Annotated in this window: 28 protein-coding genes; 4 read left to right on the top strand and 24 right to left on the bottom strand. The window is 30.7% G+C overall.

Annotation, left to right across the window (positions count from 1 at the left end; genetic code table 11):
• Positions 1-105 precede the first annotated feature (105 nt).
• The 3 genes from CDLVIII_RS09625 to nudC all read right to left on the bottom strand — a co-directional run bounded on the left by CDLVIII_RS09625 (position 106) and on the right by nudC (position 4,247).
• Complete coding sequence (locus CDLVIII_RS09625) at positions 106-1,962, bottom strand: APC family permease (protein ID WP_009169261.1); 1,857 nt, start codon at positions 1,960-1,962, stop codon at positions 106-108.
• A 440-nt stretch (positions 1,963-2,402) separates the two neighbouring features.
• Positions 2,403-3,353: an L-lactate dehydrogenase gene (locus tag CDLVIII_RS09620; RefSeq protein WP_009169260.1), complete on the bottom strand. Its 951-nt coding sequence runs from the start codon at positions 3,351-3,353 to the stop codon at positions 2,403-2,405.
• 72 nt (positions 3,354-3,425) lie between these two features.
• Complete coding sequence (gene nudC, locus CDLVIII_RS09615) at positions 3,426-4,247, bottom strand: NAD(+) diphosphatase (protein WP_009169259.1); 822 nt, start codon at positions 4,245-4,247, stop codon at positions 3,426-3,428.
• A gap of 313 nt (positions 4,248-4,560) precedes the next feature.
• Between nudC and CDLVIII_RS09610 the strand changes: the two genes are divergently transcribed.
• Entirely contained in the window at positions 4,561-5,172 is a 612-nt protein-coding gene (locus tag CDLVIII_RS09610) for a hypothetical protein (protein ID WP_009169258.1), read from the top strand.
• A 66-nt stretch (positions 5,173-5,238) separates the two neighbouring features.
• On the opposite strand, the gene CDLVIII_RS31170 is transcribed toward CDLVIII_RS09610, so the two are convergent.
• Together CDLVIII_RS31170 and CDLVIII_RS09605 are read right to left on the bottom strand one after the other, a co-directional pair.
• Entirely contained in the window at positions 5,239-5,409 is a 171-nt protein-coding gene (locus CDLVIII_RS31170) for a hypothetical protein (protein ID WP_009169257.1), read from the bottom strand.
• A gap of 97 nt (positions 5,410-5,506) precedes the next feature.
• A complete protein-coding gene (locus CDLVIII_RS09605; protein WP_009169256.1) occupies positions 5,507-5,977 on the bottom strand; it encodes a cell wall-binding protein in 471 nt (156 codons plus the stop codon).
• A gap of 309 nt (positions 5,978-6,286) precedes the next feature.
• Between CDLVIII_RS09605 and CDLVIII_RS09600 the strand changes: the two genes are divergently transcribed.
• A complete protein-coding gene (locus CDLVIII_RS09600; protein ID WP_009169255.1) occupies positions 6,287-6,694 on the top strand; it encodes a secondary thiamine-phosphate synthase enzyme YjbQ in 408 nt (135 codons plus the stop codon).
• A gap of 192 nt (positions 6,695-6,886) precedes the next feature.
• On the opposite strand, the gene CDLVIII_RS09595 is transcribed toward CDLVIII_RS09600, so the two are convergent.
• The 10 genes from CDLVIII_RS09595 to rfbA all read right to left on the bottom strand — a co-directional run bounded on the left by CDLVIII_RS09595 (position 6,887) and on the right by rfbA (position 14,608).
• The gene (locus CDLVIII_RS09595; protein WP_009169254.1) at positions 6,887-7,090 is read right to left on the bottom strand and encodes a heavy metal-associated domain-containing protein; all 204 of its coding nucleotides are present in this window, start codon (positions 7,088-7,090) and stop codon (positions 6,887-6,889) included.
• Positions 7,091-7,266: 176 nt separating this feature from the next.
• Complete coding sequence (locus CDLVIII_RS09590) at positions 7,267-7,836, bottom strand: nitroreductase family protein (RefSeq protein WP_009169253.1); 570 nt, start codon at positions 7,834-7,836, stop codon at positions 7,267-7,269.
• A gap of 16 nt (positions 7,837-7,852) precedes the next feature.
• Positions 7,853-8,533 (bottom strand): GTP pyrophosphokinase family protein, encoded by a 681-nt coding sequence (locus CDLVIII_RS09585; RefSeq protein ID WP_009169252.1) that lies wholly within the window; start codon positions 8,531-8,533, stop codon positions 7,853-7,855.
• 118 nt (positions 8,534-8,651) lie between these two features.
• Positions 8,652-9,242, bottom strand: coding sequence for an SH3 domain-containing protein (locus tag CDLVIII_RS30600; RefSeq protein ID WP_242835961.1), 591 nt, complete (start codon positions 9,240-9,242; stop codon positions 8,652-8,654).
• Between the two features lie 459 nt (positions 9,243-9,701).
• A complete protein-coding gene (locus tag CDLVIII_RS09575; protein ID WP_009169250.1) occupies positions 9,702-10,481 on the bottom strand; it encodes an endonuclease/exonuclease/phosphatase family protein in 780 nt (259 codons plus the stop codon).
• A gap of 107 nt (positions 10,482-10,588) precedes the next feature.
• The gene (locus tag CDLVIII_RS09570) at positions 10,589-11,011 is read right to left on the bottom strand and encodes a cell wall-binding protein (RefSeq protein WP_009169249.1); all 423 of its coding nucleotides are present in this window, start codon (positions 11,009-11,011) and stop codon (positions 10,589-10,591) included.
• Positions 11,012-11,213: 202 nt separating this feature from the next.
• The gene (locus tag CDLVIII_RS09565; RefSeq protein ID WP_009169248.1) at positions 11,214-11,864 is read right to left on the bottom strand and encodes an HAD family hydrolase; all 651 of its coding nucleotides are present in this window, start codon (positions 11,862-11,864) and stop codon (positions 11,214-11,216) included.
• Between the two features lie 167 nt (positions 11,865-12,031).
• Positions 12,032-13,084 (bottom strand): dTDP-glucose 4,6-dehydratase, encoded by a 1,053-nt coding sequence (rfbB, locus tag CDLVIII_RS09560; RefSeq protein WP_009169247.1) that lies wholly within the window; start codon positions 13,082-13,084, stop codon positions 12,032-12,034.
• A 32-nt stretch (positions 13,085-13,116) separates the two neighbouring features.
• Positions 13,117-13,707 carry a dTDP-4-dehydrorhamnose 3,5-epimerase gene (rfbC, locus tag CDLVIII_RS09555; protein ID WP_009169246.1) on the bottom strand — a complete coding sequence of 197 codons (591 nt, stop codon included), beginning with the start codon at positions 13,705-13,707 and terminating at the stop codon, positions 13,117-13,119.
• A 31-nt stretch (positions 13,708-13,738) separates the two neighbouring features.
• The gene (gene rfbA, locus CDLVIII_RS09550; protein ID WP_009169245.1) at positions 13,739-14,608 is read right to left on the bottom strand and encodes a glucose-1-phosphate thymidylyltransferase RfbA; all 870 of its coding nucleotides are present in this window, start codon (positions 14,606-14,608) and stop codon (positions 13,739-13,741) included.
• Between the two features lie 219 nt (positions 14,609-14,827).
• Here rfbA and CDLVIII_RS09545 point away from each other — a divergent pair, with 219 nt between their 5' ends.
• Both CDLVIII_RS09545 and CDLVIII_RS09540 read left to right on the top strand, forming a co-directional pair.
• Entirely contained in the window at positions 14,828-15,373 is a 546-nt protein-coding gene (locus tag CDLVIII_RS09545) for an NADH peroxidase (RefSeq protein WP_009169244.1), read from the top strand.
• Between the two features lie 42 nt (positions 15,374-15,415).
• On the top strand, positions 15,416-15,736 hold the full coding sequence (locus CDLVIII_RS09540; RefSeq protein ID WP_009169243.1) for a DUF1540 domain-containing protein: 321 nt from the start codon (positions 15,416-15,418) through the stop codon (positions 15,734-15,736).
• Positions 15,737-15,832: 96 nt separating this feature from the next.
• Here CDLVIII_RS09540 and gvpJ read toward each other — a convergent pair whose 3' ends face one another.
• From gvpJ to CDLVIII_RS09495, 9 genes are all read right to left on the bottom strand, one after another.
• Positions 15,833-16,924 carry a gas vesicle protein GvpJ gene (gvpJ, locus tag CDLVIII_RS31165; RefSeq protein ID WP_009169242.1) on the bottom strand — a complete coding sequence of 364 codons (1,092 nt, stop codon included), beginning with the start codon at positions 16,922-16,924 and terminating at the stop codon, positions 15,833-15,835.
• The gene (locus CDLVIII_RS09530) at positions 16,887-17,270 is read right to left on the bottom strand and encodes a hypothetical protein (RefSeq protein WP_009169241.1); all 384 of its coding nucleotides are present in this window, start codon (positions 17,268-17,270) and stop codon (positions 16,887-16,889) included. The genes gvpJ and CDLVIII_RS09530 overlap by 38 nt, the downstream gene beginning before the upstream one ends.
• On the bottom strand, positions 17,267-18,469 hold the full coding sequence (locus tag CDLVIII_RS09525) for a GvpL/GvpF family gas vesicle protein (protein ID WP_009169240.1): 1,203 nt from the start codon (positions 18,467-18,469) through the stop codon (positions 17,267-17,269). Before CDLVIII_RS09525 ends, CDLVIII_RS09530 begins: the two co-directional genes overlap by 4 nt.
• A 27-nt stretch (positions 18,470-18,496) precedes the next feature.
• Positions 18,497-18,808 carry a gas vesicle protein GvpK gene (gene gvpK, locus CDLVIII_RS09520; RefSeq protein ID WP_009169239.1) on the bottom strand — a complete coding sequence of 104 codons (312 nt, stop codon included), beginning with the start codon at positions 18,806-18,808 and terminating at the stop codon, positions 18,497-18,499.
• 72 nt (positions 18,809-18,880) lie between these two features.
• On the bottom strand, positions 18,881-19,357 hold the full coding sequence (locus CDLVIII_RS09515; RefSeq protein ID WP_009169238.1) for a hypothetical protein: 477 nt from the start codon (positions 19,355-19,357) through the stop codon (positions 18,881-18,883).
• 61 nt (positions 19,358-19,418) lie between these two features.
• A complete protein-coding gene (locus tag CDLVIII_RS32475; protein ID WP_278245905.1) occupies positions 19,419-19,829 on the bottom strand; it encodes a gas vesicle protein in 411 nt (136 codons plus the stop codon).
• Positions 19,830-19,868: 39 nt separating this feature from the next.
• Positions 19,869-20,093, bottom strand: coding sequence for a gas vesicle protein GvpG (locus CDLVIII_RS09505; RefSeq protein ID WP_009169236.1), 225 nt, complete (start codon positions 20,091-20,093; stop codon positions 19,869-19,871).
• Positions 20,094-20,317: 224 nt separating this feature from the next.
• Entirely contained in the window at positions 20,318-21,064 is a 747-nt protein-coding gene (locus tag CDLVIII_RS09500) for a GvpL/GvpF family gas vesicle protein (RefSeq protein WP_009169235.1), read from the bottom strand.
• A gap of 4 nt (positions 21,065-21,068) precedes the next feature.
• A complete protein-coding gene (locus CDLVIII_RS09495) occupies positions 21,069-23,189 on the bottom strand; it encodes a CDC48 family AAA ATPase (RefSeq protein WP_009169234.1) in 2,121 nt (706 codons plus the stop codon).
• Between the last annotated feature and the right edge of the window lie 15 nt (positions 23,190-23,204).

Genomic DNA, 23,204 nt, shown 5'->3' with positions numbered 1-23,204 from the left:
TAACATGTTGTTTCAGCATAAATTTACGTAATAAATAATATACTGAATATAAATTATTTCATTATTTGCACTAAAAAATTAATTTATAAAAAGTAAATAAACTAATTATTTAAAAATGTCTTCGTCTACTAAATGATAAGGATATGTTGATACAATTATATTGTCATTTTTCAATAAAGTTTCCCTAATAACGAAACTAGTATGATTGTGTAAAACTTCCCCAAAGCGTTCATGTGTTACGAATTGTGGAACAATTACAGTTATTTTTTCATTATCAGCTGTTGAATTTGCAATTAATTCAATGCTTTTAATTAATGGTGTGATTACAGCTCTATATGGAGAATATTTTGTAACAAGTAATATATCAGTATCTAATTCATTCCATCTAATTTTTAACTTCTCCATAGCCTCCTTATCTGGCGATATATTAAGAGCAATTACATTATCACTTATACTTTGAGCATATTGAAGCGCCCCTATAGTTGCTTTATTTAAACTGGCAATTGGAACTACTACTATATGGGTGTACTTTATTTTAAAATCCACCTTTTTTAAATTTAATTCACTAACGCTTAAACCACAAGCCACTTTATCATAATGCTTTTTAATCTTTAACTGAATTAAAATTATAATTGGAATTAAAATTACAACTATAAATGCCCCTTCACTAAACTTCTCAACTAAAATTATTATTGTTGTAAGCGTCGTTACCAAAGCACCAAATCCATTAATAAAAGCTCGTTTTACCCATCCTTTATCCCGTTCTTTTCTCCAATGGTTTACCATACCAAACTGTCCTAAATTAAAAGATATAAAAACACCAATAGCATACAATGGAATTAATCTATGGGTATCTGCCTTAAATATAATAACTAGAAGGCATGCTATAAATGATAGAGCTATAATTCCAAAAGAAAAGCTGAGTCTTTTTCCTCTAAGTGTAAACTGCCTAGGGACAAATCCATCTTTTCCGACTATGTACATGAGCATTGGGAAGCCTGTATACGCTGTATTACAAGCCATAAGTAAAATTATAGCTGTACTAAACTGAATTATATAATACATTATTCCATTACCAAAAATGGCAGTTGCTATTTGAGAAACAACCGTGGGTCCATTTACAATAGGTACCGCTGTATAAAATATAGCAAGTACTGAAGTCCCTCCAAATATAAAAAATATCAAAGCCGCAAGTAATACCATAACAGTCCTTGCACTCTTTTGGCTTGGTTCCTTAAAGTTAGGAACAGAATTACTAACTGCTTCCACACCTGTTAAAGCAGAGCACCCAGAAGAAAAAGCTCTTAGAATAAGGAATATTGATAAATTTTCTGTAGTTCCTGCTGGAATAGAATACATAGGTTCTGGATGTATTCCTAATATAAAATATTTAAAAAATCCATAAACTATCATAAATATCATACTTAAAATAAAAATGTACGTAGGTATAGCAAAAATTTTGGATGATTCACTTATACCTCTTAAATTTAAAATAGTTAAAATTATAATTATCGCTAAAACAAAAATAACTTTATATGGAGCCAAACCGATAAACGCAGAAATAATAGCATCTGCCCCTGCACTGGCACTAACTGCAACTGTTAGTATATAGCTGATTATTAATCCCGAACCAGCAGCCAAACCAGATTTGGTTCCAATATTTTCTTTGGCAACCTTATAGGCGCCTCCACCTTGAGGATAAGCTCTGATAATTTGACTATATGAAATTGTAAGTATTATTAGAAGTCCTATAATCATAAAAGAAGTCCATGTAAGCCACTCATATGCAGCTGTTCCTAAGACTATTAAAACAAAAAGTATTTCCTGAGCTGCATAGGCCACGGATGAAATTGCATCACTGGCCATAATTGCAAGTCCAAAAGGAATATTGTACTTTTCATGGCAGCCTTGCTCATTTGCTAAAGGTTCTCCTAATAAAATATCCAAAAATTTTGTAATCATTTATTTTCCCCCTATTATTAATCATACAAAAACTATTGTATATTAAGAATAATCTTAAGACAACAATGTAATCATTATCTATAGGATAAAAACCTCGTTAATATGTGTATATATATTAAATTATCTCTATTTTTTTATGAATTATGCTATTTTTCATCATGCTATATATATATATCTTCAATTGTATACATTTTTTAACAAGTCAATTTATTATATTCCCTTAAAAGACAAATTTCAATGTTAATAAATTGGGAAGATTATCTCTTCAAATATAATCCTCATCCGTTATTTTTTATTAATACACCTTTATTTCATCTAGCTCACATGCTGCCCAAATATAAAGTATAAAAAAATTTATAATGCACTAACAAGCTTATAATAGAAAAAGCTTGAATTCTATTATTCATGAATCCAAACTCTCTTTTTTTATGTTTTTATATTTATAATTTTAGCTTTTTATTATATTCTCTTATAATATCAATAGATTTCTTTAATTCTACCATTTCATCCTCAGACAAATGATATTCAACAAGTTCCTTTACTCCCTGGCTGTTTAAGACAGCTGGCACACCTGCGTATACTTCTTTTTCATCATATTCTCCATTAAACATTGCAGATACAGGAATAACTTTATTTTCATCATGCAATACTGCTTTAATAATTTGAACTGTAGTCGCAGCAATTCCAAAAGTAGTAGCACCTTTTGCATTTACAATTCTATATGCTATCATCTTTATATCTTCTGATATAGAATTTATATTAAACGATTCTAATCTCATTTTATTATCATTAAGGATATCTAAAAATCTCTTACCTCCTACTGTGACTTGACTCCAAGGAATTATTTGAGAATCCCCATGCTCTCCCATACATAGTGCATGCACACTTTGAGGATCAACGTTCATAGTATCTGCTAAATGATATTTTAATCGTGCAGAATCTAATGCTGTACCTGTGCCAATAATTTTATTTGCTGGAAGTCCTGAAAGTTTATGTACATAATATGACATAACATCTACAGGATTTGTTATTACAACAATGATTCCTGAAAATCCACTTGCCATAATAGCTGGAACAATACCCTCCATTATTCCAGCTGCTTTTTCCATCATATCTAGCCTTGTCTGGCCTGTAATATAAGGTAATGCAGCTGCAATTACTACTAAATCTGCATCTTCGCAGTCTGAGTATTCACCATTTTTAACCCTCATTTTGTTACCACTATACCCGAGAGAATGCTGCAGGTCAGTTGCTTCTGCCCATGATTTTTCCTTATTAATATCAATTAATATCAGATCATCACATACATGATTCATTACTATATCAAATGCTACTGCTGCTCCAACAGCCCCTGTACCAACAACTACTACTTTGCTTCTACCGATTGCCATTTATATATCCCCCTAATATAATTTATTTATAAATATTATATTCCCAAATATTAAAACTTAATATGTTTATTACTATTCATTTTTCTCAAGAAACTTATCTATTAAATTTCTCGCAAGACTAAACTTTAACGGTAAATTAGGAAAAGTGTCTTTTGAAAACCAACCTGCATCTGTTATTTCCTCTCCATCTACCTTTATTTCACCAGATTCATATTCTGCAAAAAAACCAAGCATCAAGGAATTCGGGAATGGCCAAGGTGAGCTCTTATAATATTCAACATTCCTTACTTTTATTCCGACTTCCTCAAAAATCTCCCTCTTTACTGCACTCTCTAAATCTTCCCCAGCCTCAACAAATCCTGCAATTAAACTATACATATTATCCTTAAATCCACTATTATGAGCGAGAAGTATCTCATCTCCTTTTGTAATTGCAACTATTATTGCTGGGCAGATAACTGGATACATTACATTATTACAGCTTGGACAAATTTTAGCCATTTCATCTTTCTTATTTTCCGTTTTAGAACCGCATTTACCACAAAATCTATGAGTTTTATCCCAATTTAATATTTGATTGGCTCTGCCTGCTATTAAAAATAATTCTTCATCTCCTAATATTCCAATATCTCTTAAAGAAATTGACTCAAAATCCCCATGCAAATTTAATTCTGACTCAGCTTCTATAGCAAAACAAGCCTTTCCATCAAACTCTCCAATAAAAAAGTCTTCTTTATTCTTAATATTTAGCTTATTAATTTCACCATAATTAGGAATAATTAAATTTTTCCCTTCTCTTTTGACTAATATATTACCTTTAAACATTATAAGATATAAATCTTTATCTGCTGGTTCCTTCGTCATATCAGATACTATCCTAAATTTAGCATTCATCTTTGTTTAATCCTTTCGTTTCATCCATTTATTTCAATATATCATATTCCGTAAATAAAATAATTTCTTTTAAAATTATATCATTAATTTAAGCTTTATGTGTACACAGATATAATTAAATTTAAGAATACATAAAGAGATGCAATTAATTTATTTTTAACGTCTTCTTTACTCTTTTATAAATTCAAATTAATGATTATATCATAATATATTAGTATAAGGGCATAATCAAAATATAATCTACCTATATGCTTAATATCTTTGGTTTATTATTTGATTTATATTCTAAAAGCTATTTAAAGGCGGTGCTAAAATGCAGACTAAAAAATTAACTATTTATACTTATAATATCAACATAGGCTCAAAGATCATGAAACGATTTAATTCATCAAAGGGAACAAATCTTTTAATAATCTTGTTTGTTTTTTTATTCCTAGCTCTTTCTTTTGAATTTATTTTTAATTCTTATAAAATATTTAACAGCGCTAGCAATAGAGAAACCTATGTTGCAAACTTTAAGTCAGATATTAATAGTCTTAGTGAAACAGCAGCTATGATTGAATCAGAAAGAGAATTAAATGATTCCTCTAAAATAAGCAGCTTTGGCTCTGATGGGGAAGTACTATCTATAAATGAATTAAAACCAGATTTAAAATCAGCATTAACTAAAATTGCAGATATAAATAATGATGGTACTTTATCTAATGAAGAAATATCAGATCTGAAAATAATGAAACTAAAGCCAAACGTTTATGAGCATGAACTTAAAGAATTTCAATTTCCTTTAAGATCATCAGACTGTAATTTGAAAAATTATGTCATTATAACTGAAGGCAAATACGCAGGTACAATACTTTATAATGGTCCTTTAAAATTCATTGATAATGATAATATTCGATATTTTGGATTAGAATTACACAATTAGATGTTTTTTATAATAATTAAGGGTAGATTAAACTCTATTAATAGTTTAATCTACCCTTAATTATTACTATTCAGCCCGCAAGAATTTTTCATAGCTTTCTATTTTATCCTCTCTGTTATTCTTTTTTAACCAGCTATTGTATTTTCCTATATTTTCTTCTAATGCTTTTAACTTTAATTTGTTACTTGTATCCTTTTTCATTTCCACATACATATTAATTTTAATTATATTTCCCATACATACCACCTCCTTCTTAATTATAATACATCTTAAATTTGAGTTTTTGGTACTATAATTCAAAAGGACAAAAAATCACGCTCCGCTAGTATAATTACTATTTTCTATGATGACCGCCTTGTATCCAAGCCCCATCTGGGCCTAAATAATATGAACCAATATATATATCCTTAACCATTATCCCTGATGTATTTAAGTAATATAAGTTGCTTTTATACTCAAGCCATCCTGTTACCATTTCACCCGAATCATTTAAATAATACCAATCTCCTTTATCCTGAATCCACCCTGTTAACATTTTTCCAGTACGTGTATCTAGATAATACCACTTTCCTTCACTTTTAATCCAGCCTGTTTTCTTCATGCCAAAATCATCTAAATAATACCAAGTTCCACCATCATTGTACCAACCAGTTTGTATTGAAGGGCCGCTGTAATAACGCCAACTGCCATTAACACTTGTCCATCCATCTGCCTTTGCTTCTATCTCATTTACTTCTCCAAAGGTAAATATTCCAGTCAAAGTAATTAAAGTTATTAATACTGTTTTTAATATTCCATCTTGCATCGCTTTATCATCCTCTCTATATTATAAAATTAATTACTATTATTTTTATTAACATAACTTATAAAATAGAATTGATCTTTGAATATAAGACACGGTAATCAGAATTTTTCAGCCTAAAATATAATTTCTAATATAATTTTTTATAACTTTATCTAATGATAACATACCTTTCACTCTCATCACAAATTTTCCCTTGAAAATATAACATTTTTACAATTTCACGCTATTTTTTCCTGAACCCCTTTATGTGTTGAGGTATTTAATATATTATTATATTATAATGAAAAATATTGTTAGGGGGGTTCTTTTATGTCTAACTTATTTAAACATTCTATTGAGGTTAATCCAAGGCAAGCAATGGTAAATATTACTTCCTATGTGAAGGAAGACATTAGAAACGCAAAAATAAAAAACGGTATCGTAGTAGTTTATTGTCCTCATACAACTGCTGGAATTACAATAAATGAAAATGCTGACCCTGATGTAGTTCATGATTTAATATATGGTTTTGAAAAAACATATCCATCTAGTGATTCTAATTACAAACATTTTGAAGGAAATTCTCATGCCCATTTAAAATCATCTACAATTGGCTCATCCCAAACTTTTATATTAAATAATGGAAATATAATCTTAGGCAGGTGGCAAGATATATATTTTTGCGAGTTTGATGGACCAAGAGATAGAATTTTCTATGTGAAAATATTAGAAGGTTAAACAACTTTGAGCTTAGACTTTTGTGGTAACTTACCGAAATCACAAAGATTTTAACGAAAATCCAATAAAAAATCACTTGTGATTTTTATAACAATTCACAAGTGATTTATGATACTAATTATTAAATTTGTGCCTCAAAACTGAATCTATTGATTAATATTGCACTCCTCTTTAATTTAAAATAATGTATCTTCACTCAGCATGATGGCCTGTATTTTCTATGCAGCTTTTTATTTCTTCCTGTGTAGCTGGAGTATTATATATTACTTCAACACTCCCACGTGCAAGATCTACGCATACTTTATTTACACCTTCAATTTTTTCTAATGCATTTTTTATTTGCGTCTTCATATTCTCATTTGCCAATCCATCAACTATATAATGTTCTCTTTCCATACACACTCTTCTCCTTTATTTTAAAGTTACAAGTATAGTATATTCAAAATCATTTTTTATATTTAGACATATTCAAAAAATAACAAGTTAGAATTCTAATCTATTGCTCAGCTACTTTTTTATCTGATTCAAAATAGAAACATCCTTCTAAACTTGCTATCTTATTATATGGTATATTAATTTAATATTAATTCATCTAAAGTTCTCTTTGGCACATGATGGACTTGTTTTTCATCTCTCCAATATTTGATATCTCCAGATTGACCTATGGTTTCAACAACTACTTCTTCCTTTGGGTATCCTAGTGCAACAACCAAAGAAATTTCATATTTTTCATCTAAAGAAATACTCTCTCTTAAGTGCTTTCTATCGATATTTGCAATAATACATCCTCCAAAGCCTTTTTCAACAGCACCAAGTAATATACTTTGAACTGCTATTCCTTCATCTTGAGGCATGCCGCTTCCAAATGTAGTATCTCTAACAACAACTATATAGGCACTTGGCTTTTCTCCATCTTCCGGACCATCCCAATCCTTATAATATCCAGCCCAAAATATACATTTGCTTATTTTATCATTTTCTTCCTCTGAATTCGATAAAATAAACCTTATACTTTGTTTATTGGCACCTGAAGGTGAAAGTCTAGCTAAATCCACCAAATCTTTTAAAGTATCCCTCTCAATGGATTTTTCTTGATGAAATCTTCTATATGATCTATTTTTTAATACAAGTTCTTTGATCATTTCTAACATCTCCTATCTATCTTAACTTTTCAACTTCTTTATGTATATCTTGCATCCTCATATCTGTAGATGCTATGAGCTCTGCACATTCTTTTAAATCTTGTTTAATATGTGCTGGACTTTCTCCCGATGTTTTGTAATATAGCTTATGTTCAAGGCTTGCCCAAAAATCCATGGCTATTGTTCTAATCTGTACCTCTACCCTAACCGGCTCTACATGATCTGAGAAAAATATAGGAACCTCCACTACTAAATGAAGACTTCTATAACCATTAGGCTTGGGACTTTTTATATAGTCTTTTTCTTCAATTAACTTAATATCATCCTGTCTTATAAGCATATTAGCTATATCATAAATATCACCAACAAAAGAACAAATAACTCTTATCCCAGCAATATCATTTAAGTTTTTCTTAGCAGACTTAATACTCATTTCAAAGCCTTTGCGTCTAAGCTTCTCCATAATACTATTTGGAGTTTTAACTCTGGATTTCATGTATTCTATTGGATTTCTTTTTCTTTTAATCTTAAGTTCATCATCTAAAATATCTAATTTAGTCTTAACCTCTTTTATTGCTGAACGATATATAAGTAAAGTTTCACTGATTTCTTCTATCCTCTCTTCAATCATGTCTGGAGATAAAATTTTATCACCTATTTCCAAAGCCATCTTATCATTTTCATTTAATTGACTCATAAGATTCTTGTCCTCCCTGATTTTTAAAAGACTCTTTTTAATAAAAAATACATCTAACTCTTTATGTATTCCTTATACTATCACCATTTTAATTTAATCTAAGAGAAACTTCAAGTTACTATTCTTTTGTTAAAAAAACTAATGCTTTTTTTCTGCCAAATTTCTCAACTTGCTCATGAGTTGGCAGCCAGACATCTATTATATAAGTCCCATCGTTTTTAACCACTACAGCTCCACCTCTATCTTCAACCTTAAACATACCATCCTTCTTATAATTTTCTAATTCTGGAATGAAAACTTCACTTCCTAATGGAATTTCCTTGGGTGCCGCAACAACTCCAACTCTAGTATGTGTCTGCATTGCCGTCTCTGATCCCCATGCTTCTGAGCATATGGCACAATTACAGTACGCTGTTAATTCTACTTTAATAGGTATAGGAATTGAAAACATTGGCTTATTTTTATGTATTTCCTCATAAGTCAAGTTAGGAGGCTTTTCATCATATTCTTCAACATAATCTTTTTTCACATATCCGACTGCATCTTTATACTTTATCTTATACCAATCATCATCTTTCCATAAAATGTCAAATGTCATTCCATTATATAAATAATCATCTGCAGGACTTTCTAAATCCGGTTTCTCTCTAATACACAAATTAGATTCGACATTTATTACTTGTCCATACTTTTTAGTTACTGTAGCAATGCTTACAGCCGTTTCTTTATTATTACTCGAATTACCATTTGCAGTATCAGCCGACTTATTTGAGCCGCTTTTACTTGCATTACTATTTGCCGCATCATTTGAATTATTAGCATTATCATTAGACGCACTACTAGATTTATCATTATTTTTTTGTTCAACAGAATTATTAGCTACCTCACTAAATACAACCTTGCAATACCCCGCTAATCCTCCTAGAACTATTGCTACACATATATATGTTATGCATACATATTTCTCTAATTTTGACAATAACTCATTCCCCTTTATTTCCCAAATTAATCAACTTCTTTACAATACATTCTATTATATCATATTTTTTCACTATTATAGTTCTCATGCTACTTATTACATTATTTAGGAATTCAATTTTTATTTAATAGCAATTTAAAAAGCACTTAATCTCAATGATTAAATGCTTTTTACAGAACAATATTATTTTTACAACTTTATTTTTATGTCCGCCATTAAAGGATAATGATCCGACGGATATTTCCCATCAATGTTATACTTAACTATTTCCGCACTGATTACCTCTATTTCTTCTGATACAAATATGTAATCAATATGAACTCCTCTTTTAGTTCTTTTAAATTTGTCCCTTGTGGCTTCATTATATAAAACTTCATTTATATCTTGTACTGGTGTTAATTTTTTTCTTGAAAATTTTCCGTCTTTAAAATTTTTTATAAGCTTGCTATCTGGAGTGTCATTAAAATCACCCATTAATATAATAGGAAGCTTTTCTCTTTTCTCTTCCCTCTCTATAAGCTCCATGAGCTTTTTTAATTGATATTCTCTAGTCTGCGGGAAAAAATTATCTAAATGAGAGTTACAAATTCTAATTTTTTTATTTTCATCAAGCTTTACCACAGCCATTGTACATATTCTAGGCAGATATGATTTCCATATGCGACTCCCAACTTTGCTAGGAGTTTCAGACAACCAGAATGTATTTTGCTCTTGTATAGTATACTTTTCGGAAATTAAAAAGTTATTTCTTTCTGAAGAGATTTTTTTACTGCGTGCTTCTCCAATAATATTATATCTCTTAACGTTTTTCTTTATATCCATAAACATATTATACTTAACTTCCTGAATTCCAATAATATCGCACTCACACTCATTCATAAGATAATAAACCATATCTTTTCGCATATCCCAGCTATTGTTAAAATCAAAAAAACTATCCCGTCTTAGATTAAATGTCATTACTCTCATTTAGCACCTTCTTTTGGCATTATTCAAAAACAACAAGTCAATCCGCCTGCCTATTTTTTTCAATTCATTAAATACTTATGAGTAAAACTTAAATTTCATTATAGCTCTTAATTGTTATCATATACTACACTTGTTCCTGTTGTAGTTTCACTAGTTATAATTGCAGGAGCTGTAAAATCGTATTTTTTGTTTTCAACTGTAGCTGAATCTGATACTAGTTTACCGTTTGCATCAAAATAATACCAAAATCCTCCATTCCATAACCAGCATTTATTAGCCATCATTCCATTTGACCAGAAATAATACCAATTTCCATTATCCTCCTTCCACCCAGTTACCATATTTCCATTATCTCCGAAGTTATACCAGTTATTGCCAATATACTTCCATCCTTTTGCCTGCACGCCCTTTTCTACCCAGTTCCAATTTTTCTTATATTTATCTTGTTTCCACTCTGCTGAAGCTCCTATAGATGTAATACCTATTGCTGATACCGTAATCAATAAAGATAAAATTAATTTCCTTATCATTTCATTTTTCTCCCCTTTACTTCAAAATTATTTAACTATAAATATATTACAATTTATTTAATATATTTGCAAATAAAGCCAAAAACTCATGAATTTGCATGTCTAATACCTATTTAAAATTGAGCGCATAAAAAGAAATATATGAAAAGTAAAATGATTTTATCTTTACTTTTCATATATATTTCTTCATTAATTAAATCCTTTATATAAGCATATTCAATAATTGACGAGGATCCTTTGCTATATAATCCGCCCTAGCTTGAGTAAGTTCTACTACGTCTCCATATCCATAAAGTACGCCTATCACTTTAATGTTATTTTCTTTTGCACCAATAACATCGTGTTCCCTATCTCCTATCATAATAACCTTTGATAAATCAGATATCTCGGCTCCTTGTAATGCATATTTTATAACATCACCCTTATTTACTCTAGTTTCTTCAAAATCAGCTCCTGCCACAAACTCAAAGTAATTATCTATTTTAAAATATTTTAATATTTGTTTTGCATATACTTCAGGCTTTGAGGTAGCAAGAATAATCTTTTTATTATTTTTTTTAAGGGTATCTAAAAGCTCTATTATTCCATCATATAAGCTATTCTCATAAATACCCTTATCTGCGTAGCGCTCTCTATATTTTTTCATTCCAAGCTCTGCTTTTTCATCATCAAAATTATAAAAATTCTTAAAAGAATCCTTTAAAGGTGGTCCAATAAACTTATTTAGTTCCTTAAGGTCATTTACCGATATACCAAAGTACTCCAAAGCATATTGGACAGATTTTGTTATTCCTTCTCCTGAATCAGTAAGTGTTCCATCCAAGTCAAATAATATGTATTCAAAATTGTTCAAGTAAAACTTCCTCCTTGTATCTATACAATTAAATTGTCTAAATAAATTATATCATATATTAAAATATCATAAATGAGACTATATATGAAACCTCTGCTGATATAAATAAAAGAACGCTTAATCTCATGATAAAACGCTCTTTTCTGCTTAAATTTGATTTTCTTTAATTATTGTTTATACATTTTTTCATAGTATTGTTTATAATCACCGGAGGCAACATTTTTCATCCATTCTTTATTATCTAAATACCATTTAATAGTCTTTTTAATCCCAACTTCAAAGCTACTTTCAGGATACCAGCCTAATTCTTTTTTTATTTTATCTGGAGCTATCCCATACCTTCTGTCATGACCTTTTCTATCTTTAACATATTTTATTAAATCTTCAGTTACCTTTTGATCCACATTCTTGTTTATATATGATATAACTGTCTTCACTATTTGAATATTGGTCCTTTCATTATGACCTCCAATATTATAGACTTCCCCAACTCGTCCATTATTAATGACCATATCAATAGCCTTAGCATGATCTTTAACGAAAAGCCAATCTCTTATATTCATCCCATCTCCATAGACAGGTATATTTTTATGATTTAAACAATTATTAATTAATAAAGGTATTAATTTTTCCGGAAATTGAAATGGTCCATAATTATTTGAGCACCTTGTTATATTTATTGGCATTTTATAGGTATCATAATATGCTTTAACCATTAAATCCGAACTCGCCTTGCTTGCTGAATACGGGCTGTGTGGATCTAGTGGTGTTGTTTCAAAAAAAAATCCATCAGGTCCTAATGACCCATACACTTCATCAGTTGATACCTGCAGAAACTTAACTCCATTTTTAAATCCCTCTTTTGTCTCCCATGCATCTTTTGCACAATTAAGCATATTAACCGTACCTAATACATTTGTTTTGGCAAATATCTCTGGTTCCATTATGCTCCTATCTACATGAGATTCTGCTGCAAAATGAACAACATAACTAATCTCATGTTTTTTGAAAATATCTGCAATTAACACCTTATCACAAATATCTCCTTGAATAAACTTATATCTCTTGTCGTTTTCTATTTCTTTAAGATTTTCTAAATTACCTGCATAAGTCAGTTTATCTACGTTGATTATATTAATTTCTTTATACTTATTCAGCATATATAAAATGAAATTCGATCCTATGAAACCTGCGCCGCCTGTAACTAAGTAAGTTTTCATTCTACTAACTCCTTTATTCTATCTATATTTAATTACACCTCTTTAGTAAATATATTATAATCTGGATATTTACTTAGGTCTACTTCACTTAATCTTTGATTTGCTTTGTCTTTTTCAGATAAAATTATATTTTCTACCTTATCTATAGGCCACTTTATATTTATATCAGAATCATTCCATATTATCCCTTCCTCATATTCTGGTGCATAAAAATTTGTACACTTATAATTAAATATAGCCTCATCAGATAATACTAAAAATCCATGAGCAAAACCTTCTGGAATATAAAACTGTTTCTTGTTTTCCTCACTTAAAATAATTCCTGTCCATTTTCCATAAGTTTTAGAATCATTTCTCAAATCTACTGCAACATCAAAAACTTCTCCTTTAGTGACTCTTAGAAGTTTTCCTTGGCTATACCTCTTTTGAAAATGAAGTCCTCTTAAAACTCCCTTAGTAGATTTAGATTCATTATCTTGAACAAAATTCATATTAAGTCCGGCTTTTTCAAAATGTTTCTTATTATATATTTCCATGAAATATCCTCTGTTATCATAAAAAATCCTAGGTTCTATTATATATACTCCACTTATTTCTGTTTCATAAAAATTAAAATTACCCATTTCTTCACCTCTAACTTCATTTCTAGAACTCTTAAAATTCCTCTACCACTTCCATTAAATATTTTCCATATCCAGTTTTTATTAATGATTTAGCAATTTCCATAACTTTTTCAGATGTTATCCATCCTTTTCTATAAGCAATTTCCTCAAGACACGCTACATATATTCCTTGCGTATTTTGAATTGCTTCAACAAAATTAGAAGCTTGAAGCATAGATGCATGTGTTCCAGTATCAAGCCAGGCCATTCCTCTTCCTAGCAATTCAACTTTTAATGTTCCTTCATCCATATAAGCTTTATTTAAATCTGTTATTTCCAATTCTCCCCTTGCTGACGGCTTTAGCATTTTAGCCTTTTTAATTACTGAATTATCATAAAAATAAAGTCCTGGCACTGCATATTTAGATTTCGGCTTTTCTGGTTTTTCTTCCAAAGAAATAACCTTACCACTGTCATTAAATTCAACAACTCCAAACGCCTTAGGGTTTTGAACATAATATCCAAATATATATGCCCCTTTCTCTAGGCTTGCAGCCCTTTTCAAATGCTCTGAAAAACTTTGCCCATAAAAAATATTATCTCCAAGCACCATTGCAACGTTGTCATTGCCTATAAACTGTTCTCCTATAATAAATGCTTCAGCAAGACCACTCGGACTTTCTTGAACAGCATATTCTATATTTAATCCAAATTCTTTTCCATCCTTAAATAACTCCTTAAAGCTTTCAATATCTCTAGGAGTTGAGATAATTAAAATATCTTTAATATCAGAAAGCATTAATACTGACATTGGATAATAAATCATAGGCTTATCATAAACTGGTATCATTTGCTTTGATATTGCTTTTGTTGCTGGATAAAGGCGGGTTCCGGAGCCACCTGCTAAAATAATTCCTCTCATTTTTTAATCCCCCATTGTATCTTAATCGGCTATGCTAATTAAAATAATTTTGTTTATTAATTATGCTATGAAAAAGTCCATTATATAGTTACTTTCTAAGTTCTAAAAAATTAAATAAACACTAATAATTTGATTTCAAATGGTAATACTAATTTAAGGTTATATAATGACCAGAATAAAATCCTAAAAATACAATAATGGTTTATGGAGGAATTTTAAATGAAGAGATTTATTTGTACTGTGTGTGGATATATCCATGAAGGTGATACACCACCAGAAATTTGCCCAATATGCAAGGCTGGTGCTGACAAATTTAAAGAAATGACTGATGAATTAAATTTTGCTGACGAGCATAGAATTGGAGTTGCAAATGGCGTCAGCGATGAGTTGTTAGAAGGATTAAGAGCTAATTTTACTGGAGAATGCACTGAAGTTGGTATGTATTTGGCAATGTCTCGTCAAGCTGACCGTGAAGGTTATCCTGAAGTAGCCGAAGCTTACAAAAGAATTGCCTACGAAGAAGCTGATCATGCTTCCAAATTTGCAGAAATCTTAGGTGAAGTTGTAGCCCCTGATACTAAGTCTAATTTGAGTGCTAGAGTTGAAGCTGAATATGGAGCCTGTGAAGGTAAAAAGAAACTTGCGACATTAGCCAAAGAAAATAATTTAGATGCAATCCATGACACAGTTCATGAAATGTGTAAGGATGAAGCAAGACATGGAAAAGCTTTTAAAGGCTTACTTGATAGATATTTTAGCAAGTAATATTATAACTAAATTAAACTTATATTAAGGAGTGTGTTTTTTATGGAAAAAATCAGTTGTGATGTAACCAATTGTTCACATAATAAATCTGGCCTATGCTATTCAAATAGAGTTGATATTGGTGGAATGTCTGCAAGTACAGAACGAGGAACCTGTTGCGGATCATTCTTAAATGAAGCTCATTACAGCAATTTAACTGATAATACAAATTCAAGTGGTCAATGTGATTCTTTAACCTGTAATGTTCAAAGTTGTACTCATAACTACAATAAACTTTGCGAATTAAACTCTATAAGCGTATCCGGTTATGGCTCTCAATTATATTCCGAAACAAGATGTTCCAGCTTTGATTCTAAAAAATAATTTACCTCATATTATTAAAAGCTGAAAGCTATATATTTAGCTTTCAGCTTTAGAAATTCTTTAATTTTTATATAATATATAGAAATCAAAAAATTATTAAAGCCTTGCTTTATTAATTCTATGACTTACCCATCCACATCGCGGACATCCTTCCTTTAACAGCTTATCTCTATTTTCTTTCTTACCACATCTAGGACAAGTCTCGATATTTTGTGGTGATTCATATTCCTTTACTTGTTCATCAAGAATTTTTTTCCACTTTGCTATAAGCTCGTCATTACCCGAGAAGCATGCCACCTTATTTTTATCTTTATCTCGATATAATATAAAAATAGATTTTTCTCCTACTAATGTATTTCCTAAAGCGCCACCTTCTATAGTTACATTAATAATTTTATCTGTCTGAAGATCAAAAAGCATTTTTTTATCAAACTCATACCACCAGCACAGCCTTTTATCGGTGAGATACAAGTGACCTGCTTTCCACTGATTTTCAACTTTCCCGTTAACTTTCTCAGACATCAAATACCATAATTTATCATCATCAATTAAATTTTCTTCTTTCTGCAAGTACTCCCCAATTGGTTCTTTTTTATCTGGAACAGCAATATTATTCTCCAAAATAATTCTCTTTGTTTTTAATGTGTTTTCTATTGCTTCCTTTAGTTTTTCAACATCATTTGAGTGCAAAGGCATTACCTCATCTTCCTTTAACAAAAGATAAATTTCCTTTCTGTCTATACCTGTATAATGTGGTTTCTCTTTGATGTCGATTGCCTTTATATCTTCATAATTTGTTTGAAATAAAATTTCAGCTGGTAGTTTTCTAAACATAAGCAATCGTTTGTTTGTAATATATATAGTTCCAGGTCTCCAGCATTCATATATTCCCTTACTATACCAATGAGTTCCAAATGTAGAGAAAATAACATATTCATCAGCTGTTAGAGGAGGGGCAGATTCTCGTTCTTCTTTTGCAGCTATAGCACGTTGAGCTTCATCCCAGTCCTTCATAATTCCATATTCAAGCATTGTTTCTATACCAGCTAAGGCAAGCTTTAGATTCACACCAAGTAATGGTATTCCTGATACAGATATTATTATATCTGTATCCAATAAAATACCTTTATCAAGAATTCTATCTAATAAGTCAGTAAGTGTTGTCTGCGGACTCCGAGTCGGTTCCATTAAAAATTCCCCTCTCTGCTATGGATAGTGTCATGCTATCCTTAATTGCACTGCTCCATGTTTTAGGTTTTCCTAAAGCTATAAATGCCCGCTTATTTCCTTGCTCATCTTCGAAGTCTATACATAACTGCCTTATCCTTATTCCTAAAATCCATACCCTCTTCTCAATTCCAAGCTTTATTATGTTATTTAGCTTAATTTCAAGTGTTTTCTTAGCTACATTATTGAAAACTATACGTCTGCTGGTAAGAAAAAAATAACCTTGCCTCCAAGAATCTCTTACCCACAATGAACCTTGTGACCATAAGATAATTTTTTCACCTTTATCTATGTCAATTTTATTCATTCTTCTCCCCTTTTTTCCGGTGTAACAAAACTAAAAGGTGCCCATGGCCCACTAAATCTTATTGATACACCATCTTTATGTTCTATTTTTTCAAGCTCTTCACCTAATTTTGCGACCTTATCTGTTCTAACCAAACAAGATAAATTCATAATCATCTGTTTGTTTCCTTCAACTTTTTTAGTCTTTCCTATTACAATATCTTCTGTGCATGCCTTTACCATGCTATAAAATTCTTTAAAATATGAATCAGCTGTTTCCTCAATCTTTTCTTTAACTAAATCTTTGAGCTGTTCCCTCTCCATATAGGCTATTCCCTGAGGCATCGCATCTATTTCTTTCTTTTTTCTCATAAGCTCTTCATTTGTTTCTAAAAGTTTTGTACTTAAATCTTCTGTATCAATCATTACTTGAACTCCGTATTCTCTTTTATTCTTAAGTTTAATTATTTTTTGATGGAAATCATCATAATTTTCATCTATCCATACTTTTAATTCTTCTCTAGAGCTCCTTCCACTTTTTCCTTCAATAATCATATCAAAGCCCATAGGAAGTACTACTCCATATTTTTCCCATATGGCATCTAAAACTTCCTGCTGAGTAAAGAGCCAATTCTTTACTACCTCATTGTCCTCTGATTGATATGGTTCTGGTAAACATCTATGGACTGCTATGCACATATCTCTATATTGTATAGTGCACACTTCAGCCTTATCAAGTCCTATTTCTCCGAAGTTTTCTGGTGCTCCTTTGTCTGCTATCCCATAAACATATAAAGCCGTTTTTTCATCATTAACTTCATCTTCTAGAATACTTTCATTTATAGGAATATTGTTCTCTGCCACTTCAATATGTTTAAATTCTATCGGCGCTTTAACTTCTTCCTCGTGTTTTTTATTTTCAGTATCATCTATCTGTTCTTTATTGAACTTATTAATTTTTTTATCTGCCTTTTTTATAGAATTTTGTACAACCTCAAATTTATTTTCTAAATTTGCCAGCTTTCCTAAGACATCTATTTTATCAACTTTTCTCTTTTTTTTTATGTTCTTACCTGAAAACATACCCAATGTTAAAATCATTAGCTGAATTTTACTATCATCCACATCAACTTCCAATGCCTCAAGCACCTTTTGTATATTTATCTCATTTATTTCTTTTCCAAGTTCCTGTAAAATCAAAGCTATATAAATATACTCCATAATTTCTCCTGCCTTTTTTCTAATATTTTATTCAACTTCATCTTCCCATCTCTCTGGATTAAGAAGTCTATCTACAACACTATCCACAATTTCATCTAGTCCATCTCTAACACCTTTAACAGATTCAGTGATCCCCTGTTCTTCTTTTATTTCCTCAATTGCTATGTCTAACTCCATAAGTGCACTTCCTAGTCTTTCTATTTCCTCTTCAGTTAAAATTCCACTTTTAATTCTTGCTCGAGCTTGGTGCTTTAAAGCATCTCTAATTATTTCGAGCAAGGCCATTATTAATCCTAATAATCCATGTTTTAAATTATCCTCGTTTATATCAAGCGCCATATCTTTCCTCTTTCCATTGTTTAAATTTTCTAAGTTTACAGTGATGCATGAAATGCCTGTATCTCAATATGTCTAGTGACTTTTTTGAGATACCTTATCTAATCGAATGCTTAATATACCATTGCGTTGTTCTATCTTCACCTTGTCTTCAAGTACTTGTATAGATGGAGATATATCAAAAACAACAACTATTTGATCCCCTTCATCGAAAACATCCGCTAATGGTTCATTTTTTCCCATCTCTAATAACTCTTCATCTTCTGGATAATCTAATAACCACCAGCTGAAAAGTATTTTTTCACCAGTAAAGTGATCTATCTTTGATTCATTAAATTCAAGTATTGGCCTTCCTAATAGTTCCTGCGCTGTAGCATTTATTATTTCTTTCAAAATATATAAAACCTCCATATCAGTAGAAGCATCTATAAGCTTAACTAATTTGGAGAGTCTACAATGTTTATGCCACCTAAAATACCATAATATTTTTCTACTTTTTTCATCTAAAGAATCCATAAAAAATTTTATATTTTTTTTTGATTGTTCTTCCATATTACTCTCCTTTTCATTTCATATGGTATTAACATTCATAAGAAATATTATTTTTCTGCTATTAATTAGAAGCTGGTATCACTGCTTTTTGTTTTTCTTCTAAACCTCTCTTTGCTTTTGCACTAACCCATCCACACCATGGACAGCATTCATCAAGCAACTCTTCTTTGTTTACTTCTTTACCACATTGAGGACATGTTTCTATGCCGGCTTGTGTCTCTTTCCATGCAGCTGTTTCTGTATTAGTACCTGATGGAAATTCAAGCCCATATTTTGCTGCAGTAGCAAATGAAGCAAGAGCTGCTCTTACTTTAACACCTAACAATTCTACTCCTGCTACAGACACCGTTATATCTGCATTAATTACTAATCCTTTATCTAAAAGTCTATCAATTACATCTACCAAACTTCCTCTTTCATTTTTGTCTCGACTCGCCTCTATCATATTATCGCTTCCTTTTTTAAATCTCACAGTATCTATATTCAAATACTTTACTAAATATTACACTTTCTAATCTACTATTTGATTCTCTCTTTTATATTCCCTTATTTCTCTTAATATATTGAGTAATTCTCCTTCTATCTTTTCATATGTTTCTTCATCTATTTCGCCACTATCCAGCTTTTCATATAGTTCATTAAGCATTTCCTTGTATTTGCCTTCATCTAACATTTCTTTTTCGCCCTCTTTATATATAACATCAAACACATCTATTATCCTGTTAAAAAACCACATACGCTTTCCTCCATAATCACTATTTAAAGCAATATAACTTATATTAAATTGTACTTTTTAAGACTCTAAAAACAAAAAACAAGCTATGCTCATAGCAAAACTATTAGCATAACTTGTTGACACAATATGGCGTAAAATAGGCAAATAATTTTATCTGCTTTTTTATTACCCCAGAAAACAATACTAAATATTTCCGTTTTTTACTTCAACATGTTAAAGTTATCCTAACTCATATTAATGCTTATATCAACAAAATTATATGGTGGCCACGGTCCGGTATAATTAAAAAGTAACTTATCCTTATATTTATCCGCTAAGGCCTCAACTTTTTTATCAAAATCATCTTCCATAGATTTATTGATTAAAAAATAAGAAATAAGTACAGTCTTAATAGGAAGTTTATCTTTAATATTACTGTTTGCACTTAATTTTTTTAAAGGCTCATAAATACTATCATTATACTCTTTACGTTTTGAGAATATTGACTCCTGAACTAATCTTCCTAATTGTATCTTTTCGTTTAATACTTTATTTTCATCTTTTCCTTCAACAATCTTCTTTAATTTTTTTATTTCCTCGGTTTCTATATCATCATTAAAATAATCATTACTCCATTTTATCGTAAGTCCAACTTCCATTTTATCCTTAAAAAACTCTAAGTGTTCTTGAAATTTATTATAATTATTACTTATAATATTTTCTACATCTTTCTTGCTATTCCCAACTGTTCCAAAAGCAACCGGAAGAATAGTGTGCTCTTTCATAACTCTAATTATAATCTCTTCATAAGCCAATATATTCTTTCTAGTTGGATCATAATCAATTATTGGAACTTCACTCACAACCGCAGATATTTCTTTATATGGAATTGTATAAACAGGTGCATTTAAATTCCCTAGTTTTGAATTTCCAAAATTCACCTTTTCCTTTTCTTTAATAAAGCAATAGATATACTTTCCAAATGCTGTCATTTAATCACCTACTTTTGATTATATTTTTAAAATGTACATATTTAATGACTGCTGGTTTTTCATTTGAATCATCAGTTTCAACATTATATATATAATCTGCTAAAGCTTCTAAAGCCGCTTTTTGGCATATTTCCATTATATCTGCACCTGTAAAGCCGTCAGTGGCCTCTGCAAGTTCAATTAGATCAACATCATCAGCAATTGGCTTTCCCTTTAAATGAATTTTAAGTATTTCTATTCTTTCCTCAAGAGTTGGTTCTTTAAACTCTAAAGTCATCCCAAATCTTCCAGGTCTTAATAATGCCGGATCAATTATATCTAGTCTGTTTGTAGCTCCTAATATTAAAACACCGTTTAAGTCTTCTACTCCATCTATTTCTGTTAGCATTTGACAAAGCATTCTTTCAGTAGCACTTCCATCTGATACTCTTCCCCTTGCTGGCACAATAGAATCTATCTCATCAAAAAAAATGACACAAGGTGCTGCTTGTTTTGCCTTTTTAAAAATCTCTCTTAACCCTTTTTCTGATTCGCCTACCCACTTTGATAAGAGTTCAGGACCTTTTACTGAAATAAAATTTGCATTATTCAAAGATGCAATAGCCTTTGCCATAAGTGTCTTTCCAGTACCAGGTAGTCCATGAAAAATAATCCCTTTAGGAGCTCTGCATCCAAATTTCTTATATAACTCTTCATATTGAGTTGGCCATACAATTGATCTGGTTATTTCATCCTTTATGTTCTGTAAGCCTCCTATATCATCAAATCTTACATTTGGTATATCTACAAAAACTTCTCTTATAGCTGAAGGCTCAATATCTTGAAGAGATTTATAGAAATCATCCATAGTTACTTTTAAAGTTGAAATCTTATCATATGGTATATTAGAAGTAGAAAAGTCTATTTGAGGAAAAATTTTTCTAAGAGCTGTCATGGCTGCTTCCCTGCATAAAGCCTGCAAATCAGCGCCAACGAATCCATGAGTTAATTCTGCCAGTTTGTCTAATTCAACGGTTTCACTAAGGGGCATATCTCTAGTATGAACATTTAAAATCTTCAATCTGCTATTTTTATCCGGTATACCAACTTCAATTTCTCTATCAAATCTTCCTGGCCTTCTAAGCGCCGGATCAATTGAATTAGGTAGATTTGTAGCTCCAATTACTATTACTTGACCTCTATCTTTAAGCCCATCCATTAATGCTAAAAGCTGTGCTACTATTCTTTTCTCCACATCACCATTTGAATTTTCTCTCTTAGGCGAAATGGCATCTATTTCATCTAAGAAAATAATACTTGGCGCATTATTGCTCGCATTTTCAAATATTTCTCTAAGTTTTGCTTCACTTTCACCATAGTATTTATTCACAATTTCTGGACCATTTACATGAATAAAAAATACATTAGTCTCATTGGCTACTGCTCTCGCAATCAATGTCTTTCCTGTACCTGGTGATCCATATAAAAGCACTCCTCTAGGTGCCTCTATGCCAAGCCTGTCAAAAACTTCTGGATATTTTAATGGAAGTTCTATCATTTCTCTAATCTTTTCTATCTGAGATTCAAGTCCACCTATATCTTCATAAGAAACACCATTTTCTTTCCTAATTATCCCCTCTTTTTTGACTTTAAGAATTGTAGCTTCATTTATTGTTACTGCTCCTTCAGGTTCTGTAGATATTACAGTATAATCCTGATACGAATAACCTAACAGTTTAACACGTAAAGTGTTTCCTTTAAATACAGGTATTCCTTCCATAGCATTCTTTATATGTTTTAAATCTTCATTATTTAATGTATTAGATTTCTTACTAATAGAGCTAAGTTCAATCACATTTGCATTTTTAGAGCTAACTAGCTCTATCTCAATATTTTCATCAACTCCAACACCTGCATTCTTCCTTAGTATGCCGTCCATTTGCACTAAGCCTTGTCCTTTATATTGTTGATGAATTGGCAATACTCTTGCAACTGCTATATTTTTTCCTGTTAATTTTACTATATCCCCTATAGCTGCCCCGATTTTAATAATATCCTTAGGATCTATCCTAACTATTGCCTTTCCAACATCCTTTACTAATGCTTCTGCAACTTTCAACGTATACTTATTTTCATTATCAGACATACATACACCTCTTTA

It is taken from the genome of Clostridium sp. DL-VIII (assembly GCF_000230835.1).
Lineage (GTDB): Bacteria > Bacillota > Clostridia > Clostridiales > Clostridiaceae > Clostridium.
Note: the sequence above shows the minus strand (reverse complement) of the source record. Positions and strands in the feature narration are given on the sequence as shown.